This window comes from uncultured Microbacterium sp., from assembly GCF_963524805.1.
Lineage (GTDB): Bacteria > Actinomycetota > Actinomycetes > Actinomycetales > Microbacteriaceae > Microbacterium.
On sequence record NZ_CAURGG010000004.1, the window covers coordinates 1 to 22893 of the forward strand.

The window sequence follows — 22893 nt, forward strand, 5'->3', positions numbered from 1 at the left end:
CGCCTCCCACCGTGCCCGCCGTGCCCGCCTCCGCCCCCGAGCCGCCTCCGACGGTGCCCGCGGCTGCAGCGTTCGAGCGCACGGGGACCACCGAGCGCGTCGACCGGCCCACGCGGTACGAGGCGCCGACCGCGGAGACCGAGCGGCTTCCGGATCATTCCGCGCCGGCGACGGGCGCGACCGCGGCGGCCGGGCGACCACGTCGTCGGCGAGCGCTCGTGATCGGCGCGGCGGTCGCCGCCGTTGCGATCATCGTGCTGGTCGTGGCGATCCTGGTGGGCAATCCGTTCCCGGCGGTGGACGACTCGGCTCAGCCGCAGCAGTCCCCCAGCTCGGCCGCCCCCACTCCGACGGAGACGCCCGCTCCGGATCCGTCGACGTCGCCGTCTGCACCCACCGAGCCGACCGAGCCCGCCCCGGAGCCCGCTCAGCCGGCTCCCGCTCCGGATCCGCAGCAGCGGGTCGTCGATTCCGTGACCGCCTACTACGCGAACCTCCCGGGCGATCTGGATGCCGCATGGCCGTTGATGACCGCCGACTACCAGCAGAATCACGCGGGCGGGCGCGGGGCGTACGAGGCCTTCTGGGCGGCGATCTCCGCCGTCGAGATCGCCGATGTCAGCGCGCCGGCCGCCGATCGCGCGCAGGCCACGCTGACCTACTACTTCCGCGACGGGCGCGTCGTGCAGGAGGTCACGGCCTACCAGCTCGTCGATGAGGGCGGCACCCTCAAGATCGCCGCGAGCGACGTGCTCAGCAGCACCGAGCTCTGACCGCCGCGGCCCCGCTCCGGCGCAAGAACTCACGGCCCGCTCCCAGCTTGGCGGGACCAAAACCGGTGCGGCATCCGTTCTGCTTTATAGACGCTGCAGCCAGCCGCGTCGTCCAGGAAGGACAGCGAATGACACACGACTACCGCGCGACTGCCGACGCACTCAGTCGCCTCACGCCCGCTCAGTACCGGGTCACGCAGGATGACGGCACCGAGCCGCCGTTCCGCAACGAGTACTGGAACAACCACGAGGACGGCATCTACGTCGACGTCGTCTCGGGCCAGCCGCTCTTCTCGTCCACCGACAAGTACGACAGCGGCACGGGGTGGCCGAGCTTCACCCGGCCCCTGGAGCCCGCGGCCGTCACCGAGAAGGTCGACGGCAAGCTGTGGATGCGGCGCACCGAGGTGCGCTCGTCGGGCGCCGACAGCCACTTGGGTCACGTCTTCGACGACGGACCCCGGGATGCCGGGGGTCTGCGCTATTGCATGAACTCGGCCGCACTGCGCTTCGTGCCCGTCGCGCAGCTCGAGGAGCAGGGCTACGGTGACTACCGCGGCCTGTTCGCCACCACCACTGAGGAGAACGCATCATGACCAGCGGACCATTCGACAAGGGCGAGATCACCCGAACCCCCGGCACCGAGACCGCCGTGCTCGCGGGCGGGTGCTTCTGGGGTGTCGAGGACCTGATCCGTCGCCAGCCCGGCGTGATCGACACGCGCGTGGGGTACACCGGCGGAACCAACGAGCACGCCACGTACCGCAAGCACCCCGGTCATGCGGAGGCGGTCGAGATCGTCTTCGACCCGACCAAGACGACCTACCGCGACATCCTGGCGTTCTTCTTCCAGATCCACGACCCGTCGACGCTGAACCGTCAGGGCAATGACATCGGCACGAGCTATCGCTCGGCGATCTTCCCGCTCACGCCCGAGCAGGAGCAGATCGCCCGCGACACGATCGCCGACGTCGACGCTTCCGGGCTGTGGCCCAGGAAGGCGGTCACCACGATCGAGCCCGCCGGCCCGTTCTGGGAGGCCGAGCCCGAGCACCAGGATTACCTCGTGCGCATCCCGCACGGCTACACCTGCCACTTCGTGCGTCCGGGCTGGGTGCTGCCCAAGCGCGACGCCGCCTCGGCGGTCTAGATCGACGACGAACGGCCGGACCCCTGAGGGTCCGGCCGTTTTCGTCTGCCGGGCGGCTGCTTTCGTCCTCTTCGGCACCGTCCAGGCGCGAAAGCCCGGTCCGTCACGACGACACCCCGTGAACGGATGCCGCAGCACGGCGTGTCGTGTGATCGACCGGGCTTTCGGCACCCAGCCGGGGTCTACAGCGTGCGCGCGAACGGGTCGAAGTCGACCGGGACGGACTCGATCGGGCCGACCGTGCTCTCCACGGCGACGAACTCGCCGCGCGCAACGGACTCCTGCGCCGAGACCATCGTGTCCAGGACGTGATAGCCCAGCTCGCCGGTCGCGCGGTGCGGCCGGCCCGTGCGGATCGCCCGTGCCATGTCGAGTGCCCCCAGACCGCGGCCGGCGACGACGCCCTCCTCGGGCACGTCCTCCCACGGCTGCTCGGCGACGGCGGCGTGGGCCGGGTCGCTGCCGCGGTGGCTGAACGCGCGGGTCACCGCCGTGCGTCCGGTGAACCTGTTCGGATCCGGCAGCACGATCGTGCCCTCGGTGCCCGAGATCTCGACGATGCCCTGGCGGCGCAGCGGCGAGTCGAAGCTCAGGAACGACTGCGCCTGTGCGCCGCTCTCGAACGAGGCCAGGACGTTGATGGTGGACGGGACCTCGACCGGGAACCTCGAGCCGGCATCCGGGCCGACGAGGATCTCGCGTTCTTCTGTCGCCTTCAGGCCCAGCGCCGCGACCGCGGCCACGGGGCCGAGGATGCTCACCAGGGTGGTGAAGTAGTACGGGCCCATGTCGAAGAGCGGGCCCGCGCCGTGCGCGAAAAGGAACCCGGGGTTCGGGTGGAACACCTCGGGTCCCTGGTACTGCATGCTCGTCTGCGCGAACAGCGGCCGGCCGATCTCGCCCCGTTCGATCGCCCGCTTCGCCGACTGGATGCCGGGCCCGAGCACGGTGTCGGGGGCGATCCCGACACGCAGGCCGGCGGCATCCGCCTGAGCGAGCAGCGCCCGCGCGCTCTCCCGGTCGATGCCGATCGGCTTCTCGGACCACACGTGCTTGCCCGCGGCGATCGCCTGTGCCGAGATCTCGACGTGCGCGGCCGGCACCGTGAGGTTGATGACGAGTTCCACGCCGGGGTGAGCGAGCACGTCGGCGGTGCTGCCGGATGCCGCCACGCCGTGCTTCTGCGCCTGCGAGGCGGCCCGATCCAGCAGCAGGTCCCCCAGGATCAGCACCTCGAGGTCGGGGAAGCTCTGCAGGTTCTCGATGTAGGTGTCGCTGATGTTGCCGACGCCGACGATGCCGACGCCGACCGGGCCCGACCCGACCGGAGCGGAGGCGGCCATCAGACCAGTCCCCGAGCTGTGAGGAACTCGTAGCCGACCCGGACGCCCTGCCAGATGTCCCCGGGATAGGCGTCGAACTCGACGACGGCGTACTGGGCGCTGTGCGCGGCATCCAGCGCTGCCGACAGTGCGACGACCCCTTGACCGGCCGGCACCTGGTCGGTCGGGACGGCGCCGAGGGTCGGCAGCGGCTCGAGGGTGCCGTCCTTCACGTGCAGCGCGGTCACCCGGTCTCCCAGCCGTTCGACCAGGGCGGCCACGTCGGCGCCGCCGGCCGCGGCCCAGTACAGGTCGAGCTCGAGGCTCACCGCGGGATCCAGCAGCTCGGCGAAGATCTCGAGCGGGAAGCGCCCGTCGATCTTGGTCAGGAACTCCTGATTGTGGTTGTGGTAGCCGACCGAGATGCCGTAGCCGGCACCGATCGCGGCCGCCGCATTGAGCGCGTCGGCGGTCTTGGTGATCTCTTCGACGCTCTCCCACCGGTCGGGAGCCACGAACGGGTCGAAGACCGTCGTCATGCCCAGCTTCTGCGCCGCGGCGAACACCTCTTCCGGTGTCGGGACGGCGATCGAGGCATCGAAGGGGTTCTCGGTGCCCGAGGCGAGCGAGGCGTGGCCGGTCGGGGAGGCGATGCCGTGGCGCGCGAAGGCGGCGGCCAGCTCGTCCGCGCGGCTGACGAAGCCGAAGGCCTCGACATTCCTGAACCCGATGTCACTCAGCTGCGTCAGTGTGCCGTCGAGGTCGGCGGTCAGTTCGTCTCTCACTGTCCACAGCTGGATGGAGATCGCCGGGGTGGTCATGGGTGTCCTGCTTTCTACGGGGCGTCGTTGCGTCTCGGGAACGGTACCAGATAAAACCACCACGTGGAGGTTTTATCTTGCTAGGCTCCGAGCATGTCCACGCCGCCCGCCGTACCGACCGAGGATCCCGCGTCGTCGCGTCGCCCGCGCTCGTACGCCAAAGGCGTGGCTCGCCGTCAGGAGATCCTCGATCGGGCCATCGAGGTCTTCGCGGCCAAAGGATCAGAAGGCACGTCGCTGCGCGCCATCGCCGAGAAGATCGGCGTCTCGCACGCTGCTCTGCTGCACTACTTCGGCTCGCGCGAAGAGCTGCTGGTCGAGGTCCTCCGCGAGCGGGAGCGCCGTCACGACGATTACAGGACGGCCGACGATCGGCGCGCTCACGACGAGGTGGTCGGAGGAATGGTGCGGGCCGCGCACCGCAACGTGACGGTACCGGGCTTCGTCTCGCTGTACACCTCGCTGCTCGCCGGCTCTTTGGAACCCGACCGCGAGTATTCGCGCGAGTTCTTCGCGACGCGATTCGCCAGGATCCGCGACCGCCTGTCGGCTCTGATCCGCATCGGACAAGAGGAGGGCGGCATCCGCGCGGACGTGGATCCCGAGGCGATGGCGGCCCTCGTCATCGCGGCATCCGACGGCCTGCAGACGCAGTGGCTGCTCGAGCCGTCGGTGGGCATCGAGCGCAGCCTGGCGCTGCTCGAACTGATCCTCGAGCCCGACCCGGCGGAGTCCGACAAGAATTCCTCGAGAACCGCGTAATGGATGCCGCCGGACGGCGTCCTAGGAGTGTGAAGTAGAGAACTTGTGCTTCACGGTGCTGCCCCAACAGTGCCTGGGCCGCCGCTGCTTGGTTTCATCCCCAGAAGTCAGCGTCGGCCCTTATTCGTTCCCAGGTCGCGGTTGGGTCTCGCCGCTTCCTTTGCGGGCGTCGCCGTGATAGGCATGCTCCATGGCAGGCGATGTGGGATCGTCGCATGTTCGCACCGATTTTGGGGAATTGAGCGACGCCGAACTGGTTCGCGCGACCCGAGACGGATCACGACGTGCGTATGCCGCGCTCTACGCGCGGCATTCCGTCAGCGCGCTCAAATACGCGAGGACCCTGACGAGCTCGGATGCCGACGACGTCGTGTCTGAGGCCTTCCTCAAGGTGTACTCGGCGATCAAAGCCGGGCGGGGCCCGGAAGAGGACTTCCGCTATTACATGCGCTCGGCCGTGCGCAACACCTACATCTCCATGGTGCGCGCACGGCGCACCGACCCCGCGGGCGACGCGATCGAAGACGTCGTCGGCGACCGGGGCGCCGATGTCGCCTCGCTGCGCAGCTTCGACGGTTCGGCGACCGCCCGCGCGTTCATGTCGCTGCCCGCGCGGTGGCAGGAAGTGCTGTGGTATCTCGAGGTCGAGGGCTATTCGCGCGAGCACACCGCGACGCTGCTGGGAATGAATCCGAACGCGGTCTCCGCGCTCTCGTTCCGGGCGCGCGAGGCACTGCGCACCGCGTGGCTGCAGCAGCACATCAGCGTGCACTCCGACCTCGACCGCGGGTGCGAAGCGGTCACGCCGCTGCTCGGCGCCTATTCGCGCAACGGGCTCTCGCGCCGCGATCGCCTGCGGGTGGAGCATCACGTGACCGGCTGCGCGCACTGCACCTCCGTTCTGGAGGAGCTGTCCGAGCTGCTCACACCGGGCCGCCTCGCCCTCATCCTGCTGCCGTTCGCGCTGGCGGGTGGCAGCTTGGCCGCATTCGCATCGAAGCTCGGCTCGGGCGCCGTCGCGTCTGGCGCCGTCGCCTCCGGCGTCGTCGCCCCCACAGCGACGGCCACCGTCTTCGCCACGGTCGGCGGCGGAAGCACCGCCGCCGGTGGCGCTGCGCTGACCGTGGTCGGCAAGGTAGCCGCGTGCGCCATCGTGGCGACCATGATCGTCCCGCCGACGCAGATGCTCATCGTCTCGGCCCAGCACGAATCCATCACCCACCATCGTTCCGAGATCTCCGAGCACAACGCCGACCTCGGTGCCGTGCTGCTTGCCGGCGACGTCGACATCCCGGTCTCGATCGCGGCGGGTGGACCGGACGCCGGCCGGGTGATCGAGGCGGACTCCGACACGGATTCCGAGGCCGCCGAGCAGCCCGAACCTCGAGGAGGACGTCCCGAGGGGGCCGGTGCTCCCGAGTCCCCAGCGGAGGGGAACAGTGGCCCGAAACCCGACGCCAAGCCCGACGCGGCGAAATCCAACGGCGGCGGAAAGAGCGAGGCTCCTCCCACGGGCACCGGCAACCCTGCGACGGCGCCGAACGCGAATGCGAATCCCCACGCCACGGCGAACGGCAAGGGGAGCGGGAACCCGAACCCGACCGACAAGGGCAGCCAGGCGGGCGCCGCGGACCCGTCGGACGCGGGGAACGCCGGCGCGGAGGTCGGCACGATCCCGGATACCGCGACCGCTCCCACAGCGACGGAGGGGAATCCCGACGTGCCCGGCCCCGCTCCATCGGCCCGCAGCGCGGCGAGCGCAGCACCGACCACCGGCGAGGCGAGCACCCAGGCCGCCGCTCCTCCCGTCGCCGCGTCGGCCGCGACCGACGCTGTGGGCGAGGCAGCCGTGGCGTCCACCGAGACCGTCACCCCCAGCGGCCCATAGCTTTCATGCCGCCGGCTGCGCCGTACATCGACCCGGAGCTGCGGCCGGTGCTCGAGGCGCTGTCCAGCACGGTTCCCCCCTCCATCACGCCCGGGATGATCGGGCGCTTCCGCGCCCTCGCACCGGACCCGACGGTCGGCGGGCTCGTCGATCGACTCGGGATCGCCCACGAAGATCGCACGATCCCGGGCTTCGCGGATGCCGACCTCGGCGCGTCGGTCTTCCGCCCGGTCCAGCCGGTCACGACCGGCCCCGGCCTCCTGTACCTGCACGGCGGGGGGATGATCTTCGGCAACCGGTTCGGCGGGGTGGGCGGCTACCTGCCCTTCGTGGCGAGCCACGGTGCCGTGATCGTCGCCGTCGACTACCGTCTCGCCCCGGAGCACGCCGACCCGGTGCCGGTCGAGGACTGCTTCGCAGCGCTCGCCTGGATGGCGGCGCGCAGCACCGAACTCGGGATCGACCCGGCTCGCATCATCGTCGCCGGTCAGAGCGCCGGCGCGGGCCTCGCCGCCGGTGTGACGCTCCTCTCGCGGCAGCGCGGCGGTCCGCCCGTGGCCGGACAGCTCCTGGTGAGCCCGATGCTCGATGACCGGAACGAGTCCGAGTCCGCGCGACAGATCGACGGAGTGGGCGTGTGGGACCGCACGAGCAACGAGACGGGGTGGACCGCTCTGCTCGGCGACCGTCGCGGCGGAGGCGACGTCGCGGAGTCTGCGGCGCCCGCCCGAGCGCGAGATGTCGGCGGCCTGCCGCCGGCTTTCCTCTCGGTGGGCAGCGCCGAGGTCTTCCGCGATGAGACCGTCGCCTACGCGTCGCGCCTCTGGGCGGGCGGCGGCGCCGCAGAGCTGCACGTGTGGCCAGGCGGCTTCCACGGATTCGAGAACTTCGCTCCCGCCTCTTCGCTCGCCCGCGCTGCCGCCGCCGCGCGCGATCGCTGGCTCACCCGGATGCTCGAAGGCTGATTCTCCCGGCGCGGCGCCCGGGGCTCGCTCTGCGTGCCGCGGACGGCCAGACTGTCAGGGGCGCTCGCCTGCGGCATCCCGAACGCGCAGCGTCGTACCGCCTCGATGAGGAGTCCACAATGAACCACGCCCCCCAGCCCGAGCACATGCACGCGATCTCGGATGACACCCGCGACACCGTCGACGAGGTGCTGCACTACGCGCGGCGCCGCGCGCTGTTCGAGAACATCCCCCTCGACAAGGCGATGTCCCCGCGCGATCTGGCACGCCTGGCTTCGGGATCGATCACGCCCGACGGCATCGGGGCGCGGCGCGCGATCGGCCTCTTCGAGAACGTGCTGGCGCCGGCCTGCATCTCGACCGATCACCCCGGATACCTGTCCTTCATCCCCTCGGCCCCGACCAAGGCCGCCCTGGCTTTCGATGTGGTCGTCTCGGCGTCGGCGATCTACGCCGGCTCGTGGATGGAGGGCGCCGGCGCCGTCTACGCCGAGAACGAGGTGCTGCACTGGCTCGCGAGCGAGTTCGGGCTTCCGGCGGGCGCGGGAGGCGTGTTCGTGCAGGGCGGCACGATCGGGAACCTGTCCGCCCTCGTCGCCGCCCGCGATGTGGCCCGACGTCGCCAACGCGCCGCCGGCCTGCCGGATCCCGCGCGCTGGATCATCGTGTGCAGCGCCGAGGCGCACTCCTCGATCGCGTCGGCCGCGGCCGTGATGGACGTCGACGTCGTCACGGCGACTCCGGATGCCGGGGGCCGGCTGCACGGCGACGCCGTCGCGGCCGCGCTCGATGAGCACGGGGCCGCGGTGTTCGCCGTCGTGGCGACCGGGGGCACCACGAACTTCGGCATCGTGGACGACATCGCCTCGGTGGCCGCCGCCACCCGGGGCCGCGACGTATGGCTGCATGTCGACGGCGCGTACGGCTTGGCCGCCATGCTCGTCGAGCGCATGCGTCCGGTCTTCGAGGGCGTCGGCGAGGCGGACTCGGTCATCGTGGACCCGCACAAGTGGCTCTTCGCTCCCTTCGACGCCTGCGCCCTCATCTACCGCGACCCCTCCGTGGCGCTCGCAGCCCACACCCAGAAGGCGGAGTACCTCGACACGCTGACCGAATCCGCCGATTGGAACCCGTCGGACCTCGCGATCCAGCTCACCCGTCGCGCACGAGGCCTTCCGCTGTGGTTCTCGCTCGCCACGCACGGCACCGAGCACTACCGGGCCGCCATCGACGGCGGCATCCTGCTCGCTCAGCGCATCGCCGAGGAGATCACCGCACGCGAGGGCCTCTCGCTCGTGCGCGACCCCCAGCTGTCCGTTGTCGTCTTCCGCCGCGAGGGGTGGACGCCCGCCGACTATCAGGAGTGGTCGAGCAGGCTGCTGGAGGAGCAGAGGGCCTTCGTGGTGCCCAGTTCGCACGCCGGCGAGACCGTGCTGCGCTTCGCGATCATCAGTCCCCTCACCACTTTCGAGACCCTCACGGACATCCTCGACACGCTTCGCTGACGGCCCAGGACGATGACACCCGGTCGCGTTCCCGTGGAACCCGGTCGCACGCCGTGTCCCCCAAACGGCCCATTGCCGGTGTCATAACGGACACATAGACTCATCGAACTGCCCCCCAGTCGCAGGCGGACCACGACGTCCGCCTCGTGTCGTCACGACCTCAACCCCCCGGGAGTGTCATGAATCGTCGCCTTCGCGCCATCGTCACCGGCATCGTCGCCGGTGTCGCCGTCCCCGCCCTCGTTTTCGGCTCGTCGCCGGCATGGGCCGCGGACCCGGTCTCACCGCCCAGCGTGCCCGACACCGTCAATGCCGACGGATACACCGCGCCCTCGCCGCGCGGGCTCGCCGACTCGCTGAAGCGGGCATCCGGCACGGTCGAGGTGAGCGTGCGCCTGGCTGAGCCGGCGATCGCAGAGACGGTGCCCGAAGGAGCGATCGCCGACGGCAATGTGCCGGGCAAGTCAGACCAGCGCGCCAAGAAGGACAAGGTCACCGCGCAGCAGGACGAATTCGTCGCCGCGGCGGGCGAGCTCGGCGTCAGCGAGCTCGGACGCACCGACCTTGCGGCCAACCTCGTCGCCGTCTCGGTCGACGCCGGCCAGCTCGAGCAGCTCGCGGCTCTCCCCAACGTCATCTCGGTCAACCCCATCCGCACCTACCAGACCGACGCCGGTCGCGTCGGCGCCGCGGCGCAGGACGAACCGGTCGAGTCCGGTAGCCTCGCTCAGGCGATCGAATACGTGCAGGCCGCTCCGGTGCACGCGGAGGGCTACGACGGCACCGGTGTCAAGGTCGCCGTGCTCGACTCGGGAATCGACTTCACGCACGTCAACCTCGGCGGACCCGGCGACCAGGCGGTCACCGACGAATGCTTCGCCGGCGCCGCTGCCGCCGTCACCGGTGTCTGCGCGACGCTCTTCGGCGAAGCCGCGTCCAAGGTCAAGGGCGGATACGACTTCGTCGGCGAGACGTGGCCGAACGCAGCGCGTCTCGAGGACCCCAACCCGATCGACGCGGGCAGCGATGCCGGGCACGGCACGCATGTCGCCGACATCATCGGCGGCAGAAGCGCCGACGGCAGCCACATCGGCATCGCCCCGGGCACCTCGCTGTATGCGGTCAAGGTGTGTTCCGCCGTTTCGACGTCCTGCAACGGCGTGGCGATCCTCCTCGGCCTCGACTGGTCGCTGGACCCCAACGGCGACGGCGACATCTCGGATGCCGTCGACGTCGTCAACATGTCGCTCGGCTCGTCCTACGGGCAGGAGCAGGACGATTCGGCCTTCGCCGTGAACAACCTCGTGAACGCGGGCGTCGTGGTGGTCGTGTCCGCGGGAAACTCCGCCGACCGTCCCTTCATCGTCGGCTCGCCCTCGACAGCCCCCGGCGCGATCAGCGTCGCGCAGACCTCGCTTCCTGACGATCTCCAGTGGGTCATCCAGCCCAGCTCCGGCCCCGCGATCACCAATGCGGTGCTGCAGTCCTGGTCGCCGGCCCCGACGACCGCGCTGACGGCGGGTCTCGCACGGCCGACGGACACCGGCGGCCTCGGCTGCTCGCAGGATGCATACGCGTCCTTCCCGGCCGGGTCGATCGCGCTCGTCGCGCGAGGCTCGTGCAACGTGTCGGACAAGGCGGTGTACGCGCAGGCGGCCGGCGCCATCGCCGTGATCATCTACAACAACGCGCCCGGCGACCCGCCCAGCTTCAGCTTCGGCAGCACGGTGCCGGTCACCGTGCCCACCTTCAGCATCTCGCAGAGCGCGGGTCTGGCGCTGGTGGATGCGCTCGGAGCGGGTCCCGTCTCGGTCACGATCGATCCCGCGAACGCGATCGGCCTGGCCAACACGATGGTCGGCACGTCGAGCCGCGGCACCACGGTCGGTGACAACCGCGCCAAGCCCGACATCGGCGCTCCCGGTGCGTGGCTGTCGGCCGAGACCGGCACGGCGACCGAGGAGACGAACTTCGGCGGCACGTCCGGTGCGGCACCGGTGGTGTCGGGCGCAGCGGCTCTGCTGATCGACAAATTCCCCGATGCGACTCCGCTGACGATCAAGGCGCGTCTGCTCAACGGCGCGGACAGCACCAACCGCACGCCGACGGCCGACGGATTCATCCCCACCCCGGTCTCGCGCATCGGCGCGGGCGAGGTCCGGGTCGCTCCGGCGGCCGACGCGACCAGCGTGCTGTCGACGACCGGCGCGGGCGGCAACGTCGGCCTCGGCATCCCGTCGGTGACGACGACGAACTACAGGGCCGACGTCGAGCTCACGCTCACCAACACGTCGGACGCGAAGCAGAAGTACGCCCTCGACGCGAGCTTCCGCGAGGAGGCGGACCAGGCCAGCGGTGCGGTCGCGGTGAAGTTCGCTCCGAACAGCGTCATCCTCCCGGCCGGTCAGACCCAGAAGATCAAGGTGCAGGTCACGATCGACGGGTCGAAGCTGCAGGACTGGCCGTTCAACGACGTCGGGGCCACCGGGGGCGACGGATCGCTGCTGAACGGGCCGGAGTTCGACGGCTGGATCACGGCGACCTCCGACACGGAGACCGTGAAAATCGGATGGACGGTGCTGCCGAAGAAGGCCGCTGATGTGAGCGCCTCGTCGTCGCTGAAACTGAAGAAGGACGGCAGCGGAACGCTGAAGCTGAAGAACAGCTCCAACGTGGCGTCCGGTGACGTCGACATCTTCGCACTGACCGGAACGAGCCCCGAGCTGCCCGATCCGGCACCGGGCGAGCCCGGGTCGCCGGGCAGCAGCGCGGCGATCGTCGATCTCGCGGCCGTGGGAGTGCGTGAGCCCGAGGACGGCGTCATCCAGTTCGGTATCGCGACGTACGATCGCCGTACCGTGCTGAACTACCCGGCCGAGTTCGACGTCTACGTCGACTCGAACAACGACGGAACCGATGACTACGCCCTCTACAACGCCGAGCTGGGCGGATTCGCCGTGACCGGTCAGACCGTGGTCTACGTGGCAGACCTTGCCACCGGAGCGTCGAGAGCGTACTTCTTCGACCAGGGCGGTTTCGACTCCTCGACGCAGATCCTCAGTGCGCCCGCCGAAGCGCTCGGCATCGCACCGGGGCAGACGTTCGGCTTCAGCGTCTACGCGGTGGACAACTACTTCACGGGAAGCACCACCGACGCCATCGAGGGGCAGACGTTCACGTCGGGTGAGGTGAAGTACACGCCGTCCTCCGGCACGATCACCGTGCCCGCGAAGTCGACCTCGACTGTGGCCGTGCAGGCGACCGGCGCTACCGGCGCCTCGACCCAGACGGGCATGCTGCTGCTCTACGGCAGCGCGGCCACCGCCGATTGGGGACTGGTGCAGATCGCGCAGTAGTCCAAAGCGCGCAAGGGTGGGCCGGGTGTCGTCAGACTCCCGGCCCTTCTGCGTGCAGGGCCTGCGTCGCCCGGAGGACCTTCGGCCCTGGACACGGGCGGCAAAGAGGCGTGGGCTGTTCACGACGGAGAGGATCGCACCCCATGACCAAGGCGAAGGATGCCCCCCAGCGCGTGGAGCACCTCACGACGACCGAGTGCTGGCGGCTGCTCGAGAGCACCTCGCTCGGTCGCCTCGCCGTCGAGGGCTCCGAGGGGGCGCCGGACATCTTCCCGGTGACCTTCACCGTTCACAGCGGGTCGGTCTACTTCCGATCCGCGCCCGGTTCGAAGCTCATGGACATCGCCGCCCGCCCCGCCGTCGCGTTCGAGATCGACGGCGAGGACCCGCTGTCGCACTGGAGCGTCGTCATCAAGGGCAGTGCGCATCGCCTCGATTCGGATGCTGAGATCCACGAGTCGGGGGTCGACGAGCTCGCTCCGGCGAGTCCGACGCCGAAGCATGACTTCGTCCGCATCACGCCCGCTTCGGTGACCGGCCGCCGGTTCCGACGAGGTGTGACTGCACCGGCCGACTGGCTGGGCGGCGCGGGCACGACCACGGGCGCTCACCGGCCTGTCCGTCCTCCCGCGACCGACGAGGGATGGCCCGGCTCGGCACGGCCGCCGACGGGTCCGGTCCCGATCCCGCACTTCCCGCCGCGGCCCACCCATTGACCTCAGCTGGTCGGTCCGCCGTCCACGACGGCGTACCGGTCAGGCTCCGGTGCGCGGCGGAAGCGGCGGCCGCTCACGCGGGTCGGAGTGATCCGCACCCACCGGTACTTCAGCGTCGGGATCCACGGATGTAACGGCAGCGCGTCGGCCATGTCGATGTCGACCTGCCGGTCCAGCCGTTCCGCGATGCCCTTGACGATCACGCTCGCGGCCGTCTCGTCGTCGTAGCGATCCGCTTCCAGCGCCACGCGGGGGTTGGTCGTCAGCTGCGCGAGCTTCGATCCTGGGGAGGTCCGGAAGTAGAGAGCACCCTCGAAGACCTCGAAGTTGATCGGGAAGATGTCGACCTCATCGCGCACACTCAGGGCGAGCCTGCCCAGCTGGGCGTGTGCGAGCAGGTTCCAGTTCTCGGCGTCCGTCATCTCCACGACTTCGTCGTCGGCGAATTCCTGCATGATCGCTCCTCGGCTCGACGCCGAACGGCTCACCGTCGGCATGTGATCAGTGCACCCCCCGTGAGGGGTCGCGGGAAGGGCCGAAGGTCCTGCGGGCGGCCGTCAGGAGCCCTCGCGCCGGCGCTCCGCGCCGTACACCGCCGCCTGGGTGCGCCGCTCCATGCCCAGCTTGGCCAGCAGACCGCTCACATAGTTCTTGACCGTCTTCTCGGCCAGACCCAGGCGAACCCCGATCTCGCGGTTGGTCAGGCCCTCGGCGATCAGCCCCAGCACCTGCCCCTCCCGCAGCGACAGGGCGGGCATCGGGGCGGTGCGTGCATCGGGCCGGAGGGTGCTCGCGGCCTGCTGCAGCACAGCGGCCGACTGGATGGTACGGCCCGACGCCACCCGTCGGATCGCGTCGATGAGCGCGCGGCTGCGGATGTCTTTGAGCACGTACCCGCTGGCCCCGGCGAGCACCGCGGAGCGCAGCGCGTCGTCGTCGTCGTACGCCGTCAGGATCAGGCAGGAGATGTCGGGGTGGGCCGAACGGATGTCGCGGCACAGGTCGATGCCGCTTCCGTCGGGGAGGCGGACATCCAGCACCGCGACGTCGGGGAGCGTCGCGTCGATGCGGCGCTGCGTCTCGGTCACCGAGCCCGCTTCCCCCACCACCGACAGGTCGGGTTCGGCATCCACCAGCTGCGCGATGCCGCGACGCACGATCTCGTGGTCATCGACGAGGAAGACGCGGATCATGGTCGTCGCGCCCCACTGCGGTAGTCCGCCGGAACCGACCACTCCACCCGCGTGCCTCCGCCGGCTCTCGCCGAGATCGTGCAGGTGCCTCCGAGCAGCTGCGCGCGCTCGGCCATGTTCGCCAGACCGCTGAGGTGGGCCGACGGAGGGATGCCGCGGCCGTCGTCCTCGACCCTCAGGGTGACCACCCCCGCGTCGATGCTGACGTCGATTTCGACGCTGCGCGCGCCCGCGTGCTTGACGACGTTCGTGAGGCACTCCCGCAGGACCGCCGTCAGCTCGTCCGCGAGCGACGCCGACACCAGGGAGTCCAGCGGTCCGGTGAACGTGATCCGCGGTGAGACCGGCATCCCGGTGGACAGCTCCGACACGACGTTCAGCAGCCGGTCCCGCGGCTGCCTGCTCTGGCCGCGCTCCCCGGATCCCAGCGCGAAGATCACCGTGCGGATGTCCTTGATCGCCGCATCCACAGCATCGACCTGGGTCTCGATCGCGGCCGATGCTTCGGCATCCACCGTCGCGGAAACCGCCTGCAGGGACAGCCCCGCGCCGAAGAGGCGCTGGATGACGTGATCGTGCAGATCGCGCGCGATGCGTGCGCGGTCGCGTGCCTGTTCGAGGCGTCGGCGGTCTTCCCGGGCCCGGACGACCTCGATGGCGACCCCTGCCTGCCCGGCGAACGCGAAGGCCATGTCGAGGTCGGCGGCCGTGAAAGCCGGGGCGTGGGGGCGACGCGAGACCGTCAGCACACCGAGCGGCTCGTCGCCGGCGAAGAGGGGGATCGCCACGGTGGGGCCGAGGTCGCTCTGGCCGTCGAACAGGCCCGCCTGCCCGTCGACGCTCGCCGCTCGCCGGGTCGCGAGTGCCCGCGAGGCGAGCGTGCCCGCGGCCGGGATGATCTGTCCCCGCCACTGCTCGGCGCTGGCCCCGTGCACCGTGGTGATCCGCAGATCGTCGGGGCCGTGCGGAACGGCGACGGCGACCAGGTCCACATCGATCAGGGCGCCGACGTGCTCGGCGATGACCTCGAGCACGTCCTCTCCGGTCGCCTCCAGCATCGCGGCCATCACATCGGCGGTCGTCGCGCTCCAGGCCTCGCGGGCTCGGGTCAGGTCGTACAACCGCGCATTCTCGATCGCGATACCGGCCGTCGCCGCGAGCGCCACCACGAGCTCCTCGTCGTCCTGCGTGAACCCGCCGCCCGCTCCTTGAGTGAGGTAGAGGTTGCCGTAGACCTGGTCACCCACCCGGATCGGAACGCCCAGGAAGGACTCCATCTCGGGGTGATGGGCCGGAAAACCGGCGGAACGCGCGTCGGCGGTCAGGTGTTCCAGGCGGATCGGGGCATGCTCGGCGATGACCGCTCCGAGCAGCCCCTTCCCGCTCGGAAGGTGACCGATGTGGGCGACCTGGGCCGGGTCGACCCCGACGTGGATGAACCGCTCCAGGCTCCGGCCGTCGGCGGTGATCACGCCGAGGGCACCGTAGCGCGCATCGACGAGTCCCATCGCCGCCTCGACGATCCGCCGGAGGACGACTTCGAGGTCGAGCCGTTCGACGACTGTCGTGGTGGCCCGGAGCAGATCGCGCAAGCGGCGCTGCGCCCGAGCGGCGTCATCGCGCCTCGAGTGCTCGTGCGCCCGCGATCCCGGGTCCGAAGACATGGACGCCTCCCGTCGAGGGCGAGTCTAGTGAGGTCGCCGTTTCTTCACCGGACAGCTCGATCCGCGCCCGGGACCACGCAGACAGGGGTCCGGCATTCCGCGAGCAGATCGCGCCCGACCGAGCCCAGCAGGGCCCCGTCGATGACGCCGCGGTGGTGAGTCCCGACGACCACCAGTGAGGCCCCGAAGGCGGCGCGCAGCAGGGCCGACGCGGGACTGCTCTGCTCGAGGATCTGTTCGACCACCAGTTCGGAGTTCGTGAGCTGCGCGGCGACCGCCGCGTCGCGGAGGATGCGCCGCTCTCCCGCGCGGGCCTCGATGGGCGAGGCCAGCAGCACCACCGCGCCCTCCATCCGCGGAGTGGGCATGGTCCACGTGTGCACGAGCGTCAGCGGGACGTGCGCCGAATCCGCCTCTCGCGCGGCGAAGGAGACGGCCTCCACCGATGACCGATCGTCGTCCACTCCCACGACGACGCGACCGGTGGCCGGTTCCCAATCGTCCGGCACCACGACGACGGGCCCCCCTGAGCCCGACGTGAGGCGCAGCGGCATCCATCCCGACAGAGCGGACCAGAGCGGCATTCCGCGGCGAGCGCCGATCACCAGCAGATCGGCGTTCCTTGCCCGCTCGATCAGGGCGGCCGGCATCCTGCCGGGGAATCGGTGCGAGCTCACTTCCGCCTCCGGAGCTCGATCCAGCAGCCGCCGCTCGGCGTCGAGGAGCCCGATGTCGCGATCATCCTCGAGCAGAGTGCCCCCGATCATCACGATCTCCACCGCCGTACGAGGCCTCGCGGCCCGTTCGGCGACCCAGTCCAGCGCGATGACCGAGGCCTCGCTGCCGTCGAAGCCCAGCACGATCGTCTCCACCACCGCCCGTTCCCTTCCGCCGGCCGACATCGGACCCCCGCTCCTGGCACGGTAGATCGCGACACCGCGGTGTCGCAGGGCCGAACGTCCCGTCTTCGGCGGGGCCGGGCGGTCTGCGGGCATGGAAGAGTCGAGGGGATGAGCGGCGCACAGAAGTCCCAGACCATCGTGATCACCGGATCCAGTGACGGCATCGGCGCGGCGGCGGCGAGGAGGCTCAAGCAGGACGGGCACTCGCTCGTCCTGGTGGGGCGTTCCGAGGAGAAGACCAGCCGTATCGGCGAGGAGCTGGACTCACCGTGGCTCACGGCCGACTTCGCCGAACTGGCGCAGGTGCGGGCGCTTGCGGGACGACTGCTGGCCGAGGTGCCCGCGATCGACGTGCTCGTCAACAATGCGGGCGGCATCTTCGGCGACCGCGCCCGGACGGTCGACGGATTCGAGAAGACCCTGCAGGTCAACCACCTCGCGCCCTTCCTGCTGACCAACCTGCTCATGCCGACCCTGCTGGCGAACCGCGCCACCGTGATCAACACCTCCAGCGCGGCCGCCCGCCTCTTCGGCCGCATCGACCTGGACGATCTGAACAACGACCGCACCTTCTCGGCGAACAAGGCCTACGGCGACTCGAAGCTCGCGAACGTGCTCTTCACCAAGGAGCTGCATCGGCGCTTCCACCCCGAGGGACTGTCGGCGGCCGCCTTCCACCCCGGCGCGGTGGCGACCGGATTCGCCTCCGATTCCACCAGCCTCATGCGCTGGATCTATCAGACGCCCCTCCGAAACGTCGTCGGACTGATCTCTCCCGATGCCGGAGCGCAGACCCTCGTGTGGCTCGCCGAGACGACGCCCGGCACCGACTGGCAGTCGGGCGAGTTCTACGAGAAGATGCGCATCGCGCGAACGAACCCGCAGGCATCGGACGCCGGACTGGCACGCGCCTTCTGGGACCGCAGCGCCCAGTTGGTCGGTCTGTAGCGCGGTGGGGTGGGCGGCATCGGCCGGCGCGGGCAGGATGAGGAGATGACCGCACCGCCTGCTGCGTCGCCGCTGTTCACTCCGCTGCGCATCGGGGCGGTCACCGTGCCCAATCGCATCATGCAGACCGCGCACTCGAAGCAGTACTCCGACCGGGTGGAGTCCGCTCGCGAGACCGCGTACTTCGTGCGGCGGGCGCGCGGCGGCTGCGGGCTGTTCATCGCCGGCAACCAGTTCGTGCACCCCACGGGATCGATCCGCGGCTTCCAGGATGCGTTCCGCCCCGAGGCCGTCGATGCCGACCGCCGCATGACGGATGCCATCCACGACGCCGGCGCCCGTGTCTTCGTGCAGCTGAACCACCACGGCGCGCAGGCGTCGCCGGACGGTCCGGACGGCCCGCGCGCGATCTATGCCCCTTCACGCATACTCTCACCGTCGACAGGTCACGCCACGCGCGAGATGGACCTGGACGACATCCGCGAGGTGACCGACTCCTTCGCCGCCTCGGCGGAGATCGCCCAGCGCGGCGGGTTCGACGGGGTCGAGATCCACATCGCGCACGGCTACCTTCTGCACCAGTTCCTCTCGCCGCTGTACAACGCTCGGAGCGACGGATACGGCGGCGACCTCGAGGGTCGCACGCGGTTCGCCCGCGAGGTGCTGTCGGCCGTGCGCGAGCGGGTGGGCGAGGAGTTCGTGGTGGGGATACGGATCGTCGCCAACGAGTTCCACCCGCTCGGGATGGATGCCGCGGCCCTGCGCGCCGCCATCTCGATGCTTCGCTCCGCAGCCCGCCTGGACTTCCTCGACCTCGCCGCGGGCGGCTACCACAACGTGCACTACGTCTTCCCGAACGCCGCGATGCCGACGGCCTGGCTGCGCGAGGAGGTCGCCGCGGTGAAGGCCGCCAATCCGGACGTCGCCGTCTTCGGGGTCGGCGCCGCCCTCGACCCGGCGCAGGCCGAAGAAGTCGTCCGGAAGGGCATCGCCGACATGGTGGCCCTGACGCGGGCGCAGATCGCCGATCCCGACCTGGGACTCAAGCTGCGCGAAGGCCGAGGCGACGGCATCCGGCACTGCATCCGGCTCAACCAGGGCTGTCTCGGCCGCGGCAGCCGGGGACTCGCGATGTCGTGCACCGTGAACCCGCTGGCCGGTCGGGAGCGCGAGCGCGCGCCCCGGCCCCCGGCGAAGGCGCCGCAGCGCTGGGTCGTCGTCGGCGGGGGACCGGCCGGCATGCGGGCGGCGGTCGAGCTGGCGAATGACGGGCACGCGGTGACCCTGTTCGAGCGCGACCGGGCGCTCGGCGGGCAGTTGCGACTCGCTCGCGCTGTTCCGGGGCGCGAGAGCATCCAGCTGCTTCTCGACGATTCGCGGCGCGACCTGGATCGAGCCGGCGTCGACGTCCGGCTCGGGATCGAGGCCACTGCTCGCCTGCTCGGACAGATGCGGCCGGACGGTGTCGTGCTCGCGACCGGCGCCACCGCTCCAGTCGCGACGTCGCTCGCGATCGGCGGTGCCTACGCCGACGGCCGTCCGCCCGCGATGGCGGTCGACGCGTTTTCGGCCCTGACCGCGCCCGGTGACCTCGGCCGCCGCATCGCCGTGGTCGACGCCGACGGCACGGCGTACGCCTCGGGCATCGTGCTGACACTGCTGGGCCGGGTCGACGCGCTCACGCTGATCACGCCGTTCGAGACCGTCTTTCCGCATGTGGGCGCGGGGTACGACCGTCCGCTGCTGCTGGAGACCCTCGGCGCGCATCCGGGATTCGAGCGCCTGGTCTCGCAGCAGGTCCTGCGTGCCGGACCGGACGGCGGGGAACTGTCCGACACCGTCACCGGTCGCCGCACGGTCCTGGACGCGTTCGACGCCGTCATCGCGATCGAACCCCGCGCGGCCGTGCGGATGCCGGGCATGCACGAGCTCCGAGGGACCCGGGTGGTGACGATCGGCGATGCCTTCTCGCCGCGCACGATCGATGCGGCGATCTTCGAGGCGGTCGAGCTCGCCTACGACGTCGCCGGCCTGGCGACGCTGCGGGGCTGAGCATGCAGCCGCTCGTGATCGACCTTCCGTTCCGTGGCCGGTGGCGGACGGAGATGAGCCCGGCGCGCCGGGTGCCCAGCCACGGCACCGACCTGTTCGGCATCACGCACGCGGTCGATTTCGTGGGCGTGGACGACCACGGGCGCTCCGCCCGCACCACGTGGCGCACACTGGCTTCGGAGCCGGTCGGGGCCTTCGTCGGCTTCGGTCGTCCGATCCTCGCCCCCGCGGCGGGGCGGGTCGTGGTCGCGCACGACGGTGAGCTCGATCACGTCGGTCGCCGCTCGCCGTTCACACTGCTGCCGTACGCCTTCGGGCAGTCCGCCCGCGTGCGGGCCGGCGTGGCGGCCATCGCGGGCAACCACGTCGTGATCGCCCTCGCGTCCGACGGCCCGTTCGTGGGCCTGGTGCATCTGCGGCAGGCGAGCCTGCGGGTCTCGGTCGGTGACCGCGTGGAGGTGGGGGATCAGCTGGCCGAGTGCGGCAACTCCGGCAACAGCACTCAGCCCTGCCTCCATCTGCAGGTCACCGATTCGATCGACTGGAGCGCCGCGCGCGGCATCCCGATGCTGTTCCGCTCCTATCGGAGCCTCACCAGCGGCATGCGCGTCGAGAACGGCATGCCCGGCGAGCGCGAGATCGTCGAGCCGGCCTGACCCCGGAACGGCGAGCGGATCAGGCCGCCGACCACCCGCCGTCGCTGGCCATGATGATGCCGTTCACATTCACGCCGTCCTCGCTCAGCAGGAAGGTGATGGATGCCGCGAGCGCGTCGGCCTCGACCGGGTCGGGCATGACCGCCATCGCGTTCTGGATGCGCTCCGCTCCGAGCGGCGAGCCGAAGCTCGCCTCGATGTTCGTGATGGTCGGGCCGGGTGCGACGGCGTTGACGCGGATGCCGCTCGGTCCGTACATGAACGCGCTGCTCTTCGTCAGACCCGCCACCGCATGCTTGGACGCCGTGTAGGCCACGCCCGCGGCCGAGCCGCGCAGGGCAGCCTCGGACGCCGTGTTGACGATGGACCCGCCGCCCTGAGCCAGCATCACGGGGATCACGGCGCGCATGAGCTTCATGGTCCCGGTGACGTTGACCCGGAAGACCCGCTCCCACACGGCATCCGTCACGTCCCCGACCGGCGTCATGTCATCCATGATCCCGGCGATGTTCGCGAGCGCGTCGATCGTTCTGCCGGCCGCCTCGACGATGCGCGCGACGCCGGCGTCGTCGGTGATGTCGGCCGTGAGGGGCACGATGTCGGCTCCCGCGTGGGCGGCGACGAACTCGTCGAGCCGCTCCTGGCTGACATCCACCGCGACCACGCGGCCGCCCTCGCGGGCCACCCGCGATGCGGTCGCCCGGCCGATGCCCGACCCGGCGCCGGTCACGATCACGGTCTGTCCGGTGAACCTGCCCTGGTCGATGCGCTCCGTCCACTCGCGCAGCTGGACGGCGGATGCGGATGCCGCCTCCGACGTGGCGGCTGCTGGGGCGGGCGTGCCCACGGGCACGTCCCCGGCCGCGGCGCGGCGCACCAGATCGTCGAGCATGTCCTGTGTGAACGCTCCGCGGCTCATCTTCACGAGCCGCTTGATCGCGAGACGCTTGATCGGCTTGAAGACCTCGGGGGACTGCCCTCCCTGGGCGAGCATGTCGGTGAGGATCGCGTTGCCGGTGGGATCGTCGAGCCAGGCGGCGATCGACGAATCGGCGGTGAGAGGCGAGGTGCCCATGATGTTTCCTTTCGACCGGACAACTGTGTCCGGTACTAGGCTACACCCGTGTCCACACCCCGGCCAGAGCAGGCGAAGGCGAATCGCGGCCCGGCCGCCGGGCCGGGCAATCGCGCGGCGCTGATCGCCGCGGCGCGCGAGGTCTACGCGGAGGAGGGCTTGAGTGCGCCGTTCAGCGCCGTGGCCCGCCGCGCGGGGGTCGGTCAGGGGAGTCTCTACCGGCACTTCCCCGACCGCGCAGCGCTGGCGGTCGCCGTCTTCGAGGAGAACCTGGCCGACCTGGAGGAGTTCACCGCTCCCGCCGACCGGACGATCGACGACCTGCTCGATCGGGTCGTCGCGCAGGCGATGGTCTCGACGGCTTTCATCGACCTCATCACCGCCGACCTGCACGATCCGCGGGTGGCTCCCCTCGGCATCCGGTTCCGCGATGTCGTCTCGCGACTGCTGGCGCGCGAGCACGCGCTCGGACATGTGGGCACGCACGTCGAGGCCGAGGACGTGATGATGGCGACGGGGATGCTGGCCACCGAGCTCGCCCGCACCGACCCGGGTCAGCGAGACGACGTCGCGCGGCGCGCCCGCGCGCTTTTCCGCGCGGCATTCTCGCCCCGCTGACTGCCTGTGCGCCGTGCGCCCGGGTAGGCTCGACGCATGGGCAGGTTCATCTACGACACCATGGCGAACTCGGTCGACATCGACGACCGGACGCTGGCACATCTGCGCATCGTGGTTATGAACAAGCTGCGCCGCACCGAGGCGTTCATGTTCGACGTCGAGGTCGGCGACGGGAGTGGCCGACGCAGCTTCTGGATGCACCCGTCGGTGCCCATCCAGTTCCACTTCTTCGGCAGTCGCAACCCCCGCATCAACCGCCTCTGGATCGAGGATCTGATGCAGGCCGCGAGCGGCCCGAACGGACTGACGATCACTCCCGAGCCGGCCGAGGACGCTCCCGTCGAGGAGTGATCAGCCCTCGGGCTGGATCGGGACCTCGGAGGTCTCGAGTTCTTTGCGCGCGTCGCCCGCCTCGGCGGCGGTCACCTCGGTGCCGGCGACGGTGAGCTTGTCGATCGACAGCTCGTCCACCTCGACCTTGCCGACCGACACATCGGTCTCGCCGTCGACGGCCAGGGTCTCGATCG

20 protein-coding genes and 1 pseudogene are annotated in these 22893 nt (G+C 70.5%); 14 read left to right on the forward strand and 7 right to left on the reverse strand.

Annotated elements, in window-relative coordinates:
- The 3 genes and pseudogenes from RWQ91_RS09865 to msrA form a co-directional block, all read left to right on the forward strand.
- Positions 1–773, forward strand: a pseudogene (locus tag RWQ91_RS09865) (hypothetical protein); the annotation flags it as partial.
- Positions 774–901: 128 nt separating this feature from the next.
- Positions 902–1369, forward strand: a complete 468-nt coding sequence (gene msrB / locus RWQ91_RS09870) for a peptide-methionine (R)-S-oxide reductase MsrB (protein WP_314505508.1) — start codon at positions 902–904, stop codon at positions 1367–1369.
- Positions 1366–1923 (forward strand): peptide-methionine (S)-S-oxide reductase MsrA, encoded by a 558-nt coding sequence (gene msrA / locus RWQ91_RS09875; protein ID WP_314505511.1) that lies wholly within the window; start codon positions 1366–1368, stop codon positions 1921–1923. The genes msrB and msrA overlap by 4 nt, the downstream gene beginning before the upstream one ends.
- 182 nt (positions 1924–2105) lie before the next feature.
- Here the strand turns inward: msrA and RWQ91_RS09880 are convergent, their stop codons facing one another.
- Positions 2106–3266 (reverse strand): Gfo/Idh/MocA family oxidoreductase, encoded by a 1161-nt coding sequence (locus RWQ91_RS09880; protein WP_314505513.1) that lies wholly within the window; start codon positions 3264–3266, stop codon positions 2106–2108.
- Positions 3266–4066, reverse strand: coding sequence for a sugar phosphate isomerase/epimerase (locus RWQ91_RS09885; protein ID WP_314505516.1), 801 nt, complete (start codon positions 4064–4066; stop codon positions 3266–3268). Before RWQ91_RS09885 ends, RWQ91_RS09880 begins: the two co-directional genes overlap by 1 nt.
- Before the next feature lie 93 nt (positions 4067–4159).
- On the opposite strand from RWQ91_RS09885, the gene RWQ91_RS09890 reads away from it, so the two are divergent.
- From RWQ91_RS09890 to RWQ91_RS09915, 6 genes are all read left to right on the forward strand, one after another.
- The gene (locus tag RWQ91_RS09890) at positions 4160–4828 is read left to right on the forward strand and encodes a TetR/AcrR family transcriptional regulator (protein ID WP_314505520.1); all 669 of its coding nucleotides are present in this window, start codon (positions 4160–4162) and stop codon (positions 4826–4828) included.
- 190 nt (positions 4829–5018) lie between these two features.
- On the forward strand, positions 5019–6716 hold the full coding sequence (locus RWQ91_RS09895; RefSeq protein WP_314505522.1) for a sigma-70 family RNA polymerase sigma factor: 1698 nt from the start codon (positions 5019–5021) through the stop codon (positions 6714–6716).
- A gap of 5 nt (positions 6717–6721) precedes the next feature.
- The gene (locus tag RWQ91_RS09900) at positions 6722–7681 is read left to right on the forward strand and encodes an alpha/beta hydrolase (RefSeq protein WP_314505525.1); all 960 of its coding nucleotides are present in this window, start codon (positions 6722–6724) and stop codon (positions 7679–7681) included.
- Between the two features lie 119 nt (positions 7682–7800).
- Positions 7801–9186, forward strand: coding sequence for an aminotransferase class V-fold PLP-dependent enzyme (locus RWQ91_RS09905; protein WP_314505527.1), 1386 nt, complete (start codon positions 7801–7803; stop codon positions 9184–9186).
- A 179-nt stretch (positions 9187–9365) separates the two neighbouring features.
- Entirely contained in the window at positions 9366–12542 is a 3177-nt protein-coding gene (locus RWQ91_RS09910; RefSeq protein ID WP_314505530.1) for a S8 family serine peptidase, read from the forward strand.
- Between the two features lie 143 nt (positions 12543–12685).
- Positions 12686–13258 (forward strand): pyridoxamine 5'-phosphate oxidase family protein, encoded by a 573-nt coding sequence (locus RWQ91_RS09915; RefSeq protein WP_314505533.1) that lies wholly within the window; start codon positions 12686–12688, stop codon positions 13256–13258.
- A gap of 2 nt (positions 13259–13260) precedes the next feature.
- Here the strand turns inward: RWQ91_RS09915 and RWQ91_RS09920 are convergent, their stop codons facing one another.
- The 4 genes from RWQ91_RS09920 to RWQ91_RS09935 all read right to left on the reverse strand — a co-directional run bounded on the left by RWQ91_RS09920 (position 13261) and on the right by RWQ91_RS09935 (position 16990).
- Positions 13261–13713 (reverse strand): pyridoxamine 5'-phosphate oxidase family protein, encoded by a 453-nt coding sequence (locus tag RWQ91_RS09920; protein WP_314505536.1) that lies wholly within the window; start codon positions 13711–13713, stop codon positions 13261–13263.
- Between the two features lie 102 nt (positions 13714–13815).
- Positions 13816–14451: a response regulator transcription factor gene (locus RWQ91_RS09925; protein ID WP_314505538.1), complete on the reverse strand. Its 636-nt coding sequence runs from the start codon at positions 14449–14451 to the stop codon at positions 13816–13818.
- A complete protein-coding gene (locus RWQ91_RS09930) occupies positions 14448–16115 on the reverse strand; it encodes a GAF domain-containing protein (protein WP_314505539.1) in 1668 nt (555 codons plus the stop codon). Before RWQ91_RS09930 ends, RWQ91_RS09925 begins: the two co-directional genes overlap by 4 nt.
- A gap of 44 nt (positions 16116–16159) precedes the next feature.
- Positions 16160–16990 carry a universal stress protein gene (locus RWQ91_RS09935; protein WP_314505542.1) on the reverse strand — a complete coding sequence of 277 codons (831 nt, stop codon included), beginning with the start codon at positions 16988–16990 and terminating at the stop codon, positions 16160–16162.
- Positions 16991–17125: 135 nt separating this feature from the next.
- Here RWQ91_RS09935 and RWQ91_RS09940 point away from each other — a divergent pair, with 135 nt between their 5' ends.
- From RWQ91_RS09940 to RWQ91_RS09950, 3 genes are read left to right on the forward strand one after another with little or no spacing between them, the layout of a single operon-like run.
- A complete protein-coding gene (locus RWQ91_RS09940) occupies positions 17126–17965 on the forward strand; it encodes an SDR family NAD(P)-dependent oxidoreductase (RefSeq protein ID WP_314505544.1) in 840 nt (279 codons plus the stop codon).
- A gap of 45 nt (positions 17966–18010) precedes the next feature.
- On the forward strand, positions 18011–20017 hold the full coding sequence (locus RWQ91_RS09945) for an FAD-dependent oxidoreductase (RefSeq protein ID WP_314505546.1): 2007 nt from the start codon (positions 18011–18013) through the stop codon (positions 20015–20017).
- 2 nt (positions 20018–20019) lie between these two features.
- Positions 20020–20673, forward strand: a complete 654-nt coding sequence (locus RWQ91_RS09950; protein ID WP_314505547.1) for a M23 family metallopeptidase — start codon at positions 20020–20022, stop codon at positions 20671–20673.
- A gap of 19 nt (positions 20674–20692) precedes the next feature.
- Here RWQ91_RS09950 and RWQ91_RS09955 read toward each other — a convergent pair whose 3' ends face one another.
- Entirely contained in the window at positions 20693–21748 is a 1056-nt protein-coding gene (locus RWQ91_RS09955) for an SDR family NAD(P)-dependent oxidoreductase (RefSeq protein ID WP_314505548.1), read from the reverse strand.
- Positions 21749–21796: 48 nt separating this feature from the next.
- Between RWQ91_RS09955 and RWQ91_RS09960 the strand changes: the two genes are divergently transcribed.
- Together RWQ91_RS09960 and RWQ91_RS09965 are read left to right on the forward strand one after the other, a co-directional pair.
- Entirely contained in the window at positions 21797–22366 is a 570-nt protein-coding gene (locus RWQ91_RS09960; protein ID WP_314505550.1) for a helix-turn-helix domain-containing protein, read from the forward strand.
- Between the two features lie 36 nt (positions 22367–22402).
- Positions 22403–22717 carry an ATP-dependent DNA ligase gene (locus tag RWQ91_RS09965; protein WP_314505553.1) on the forward strand — a complete coding sequence of 105 codons (315 nt, stop codon included), beginning with the start codon at positions 22403–22405 and terminating at the stop codon, positions 22715–22717.
- Positions 22718–22893 lie beyond the last annotated feature (176 nt).

Bases quoted from the DNA above. Each gene is read 5' to 3' on its own strand.
- RWQ91_RS09885 (WP_314505516.1), bottom strand. From the start codon at position 4,066: ATGACCACCCCGGCGATCTCCATCCAGCTGTGGACAGTGAGAGACGAA.
- RWQ91_RS09895 (WP_314505522.1), top strand. From the start codon at position 5,019: ATGGCAGGCGATGTGGGATCGTCGCATGTTCGCACCGATTTTGGGGAA.
- RWQ91_RS09930 (WP_314505539.1), bottom strand. From the start codon at position 16,115: ATGTCTTCGGACCCGGGATCGCGGGCGCACGAGCACTCGAGGCGCGAT.
- msrB (WP_314505508.1), top strand. From the start codon at position 902: ATGACACACGACTACCGCGCGACTGCCGACGCACTCAGTCGCCTCACG.
- msrA (WP_314505511.1), top strand. From the start codon at position 1,366: ATGACCAGCGGACCATTCGACAAGGGCGAGATCACCCGAACCCCCGGC.
- RWQ91_RS09955 (WP_314505548.1), bottom strand. From the start codon at position 21,748: ATGGGCACCTCGCCTCTCACCGCCGATTCGTCGATCGCCGCCTGGCTC.
- RWQ91_RS09905 (WP_314505527.1), top strand. From the start codon at position 7,801: ATGAACCACGCCCCCCAGCCCGAGCACATGCACGCGATCTCGGATGAC.
- RWQ91_RS09915 (WP_314505533.1), top strand. From the start codon at position 12,686: ATGACCAAGGCGAAGGATGCCCCCCAGCGCGTGGAGCACCTCACGACG.
- RWQ91_RS09950 (WP_314505547.1), top strand. From the start codon at position 20,020: ATGCAGCCGCTCGTGATCGACCTTCCGTTCCGTGGCCGGTGGCGGACG.
- RWQ91_RS09945 (WP_314505546.1), top strand. From the start codon at position 18,011: ATGACCGCACCGCCTGCTGCGTCGCCGCTGTTCACTCCGCTGCGCATC.
- RWQ91_RS09900 (WP_314505525.1), top strand. From the start codon at position 6,722: ATGCCGCCGGCTGCGCCGTACATCGACCCGGAGCTGCGGCCGGTGCTC.
- RWQ91_RS09890 (WP_314505520.1), top strand. From the start codon at position 4,160: ATGTCCACGCCGCCCGCCGTACCGACCGAGGATCCCGCGTCGTCGCGT.
- RWQ91_RS09925 (WP_314505538.1), bottom strand. From the start codon at position 14,451: ATGATCCGCGTCTTCCTCGTCGATGACCACGAGATCGTGCGTCGCGGC.
- RWQ91_RS09965 (WP_314505553.1), top strand. From the start codon at position 22,403: ATGGGCAGGTTCATCTACGACACCATGGCGAACTCGGTCGACATCGAC.
- RWQ91_RS09940 (WP_314505544.1), top strand. From the start codon at position 17,126: ATGAGCGGCGCACAGAAGTCCCAGACCATCGTGATCACCGGATCCAGT.
- RWQ91_RS09910 (WP_314505530.1), top strand. From the start codon at position 9,366: ATGAATCGTCGCCTTCGCGCCATCGTCACCGGCATCGTCGCCGGTGTC.
- RWQ91_RS09880 (WP_314505513.1), bottom strand. From the start codon at position 3,266: ATGGCCGCCTCCGCTCCGGTCGGGTCGGGCCCGGTCGGCGTCGGCATC.
- RWQ91_RS09920 (WP_314505536.1), bottom strand. From the start codon at position 13,713: ATGCAGGAATTCGCCGACGACGAAGTCGTGGAGATGACGGACGCCGAG.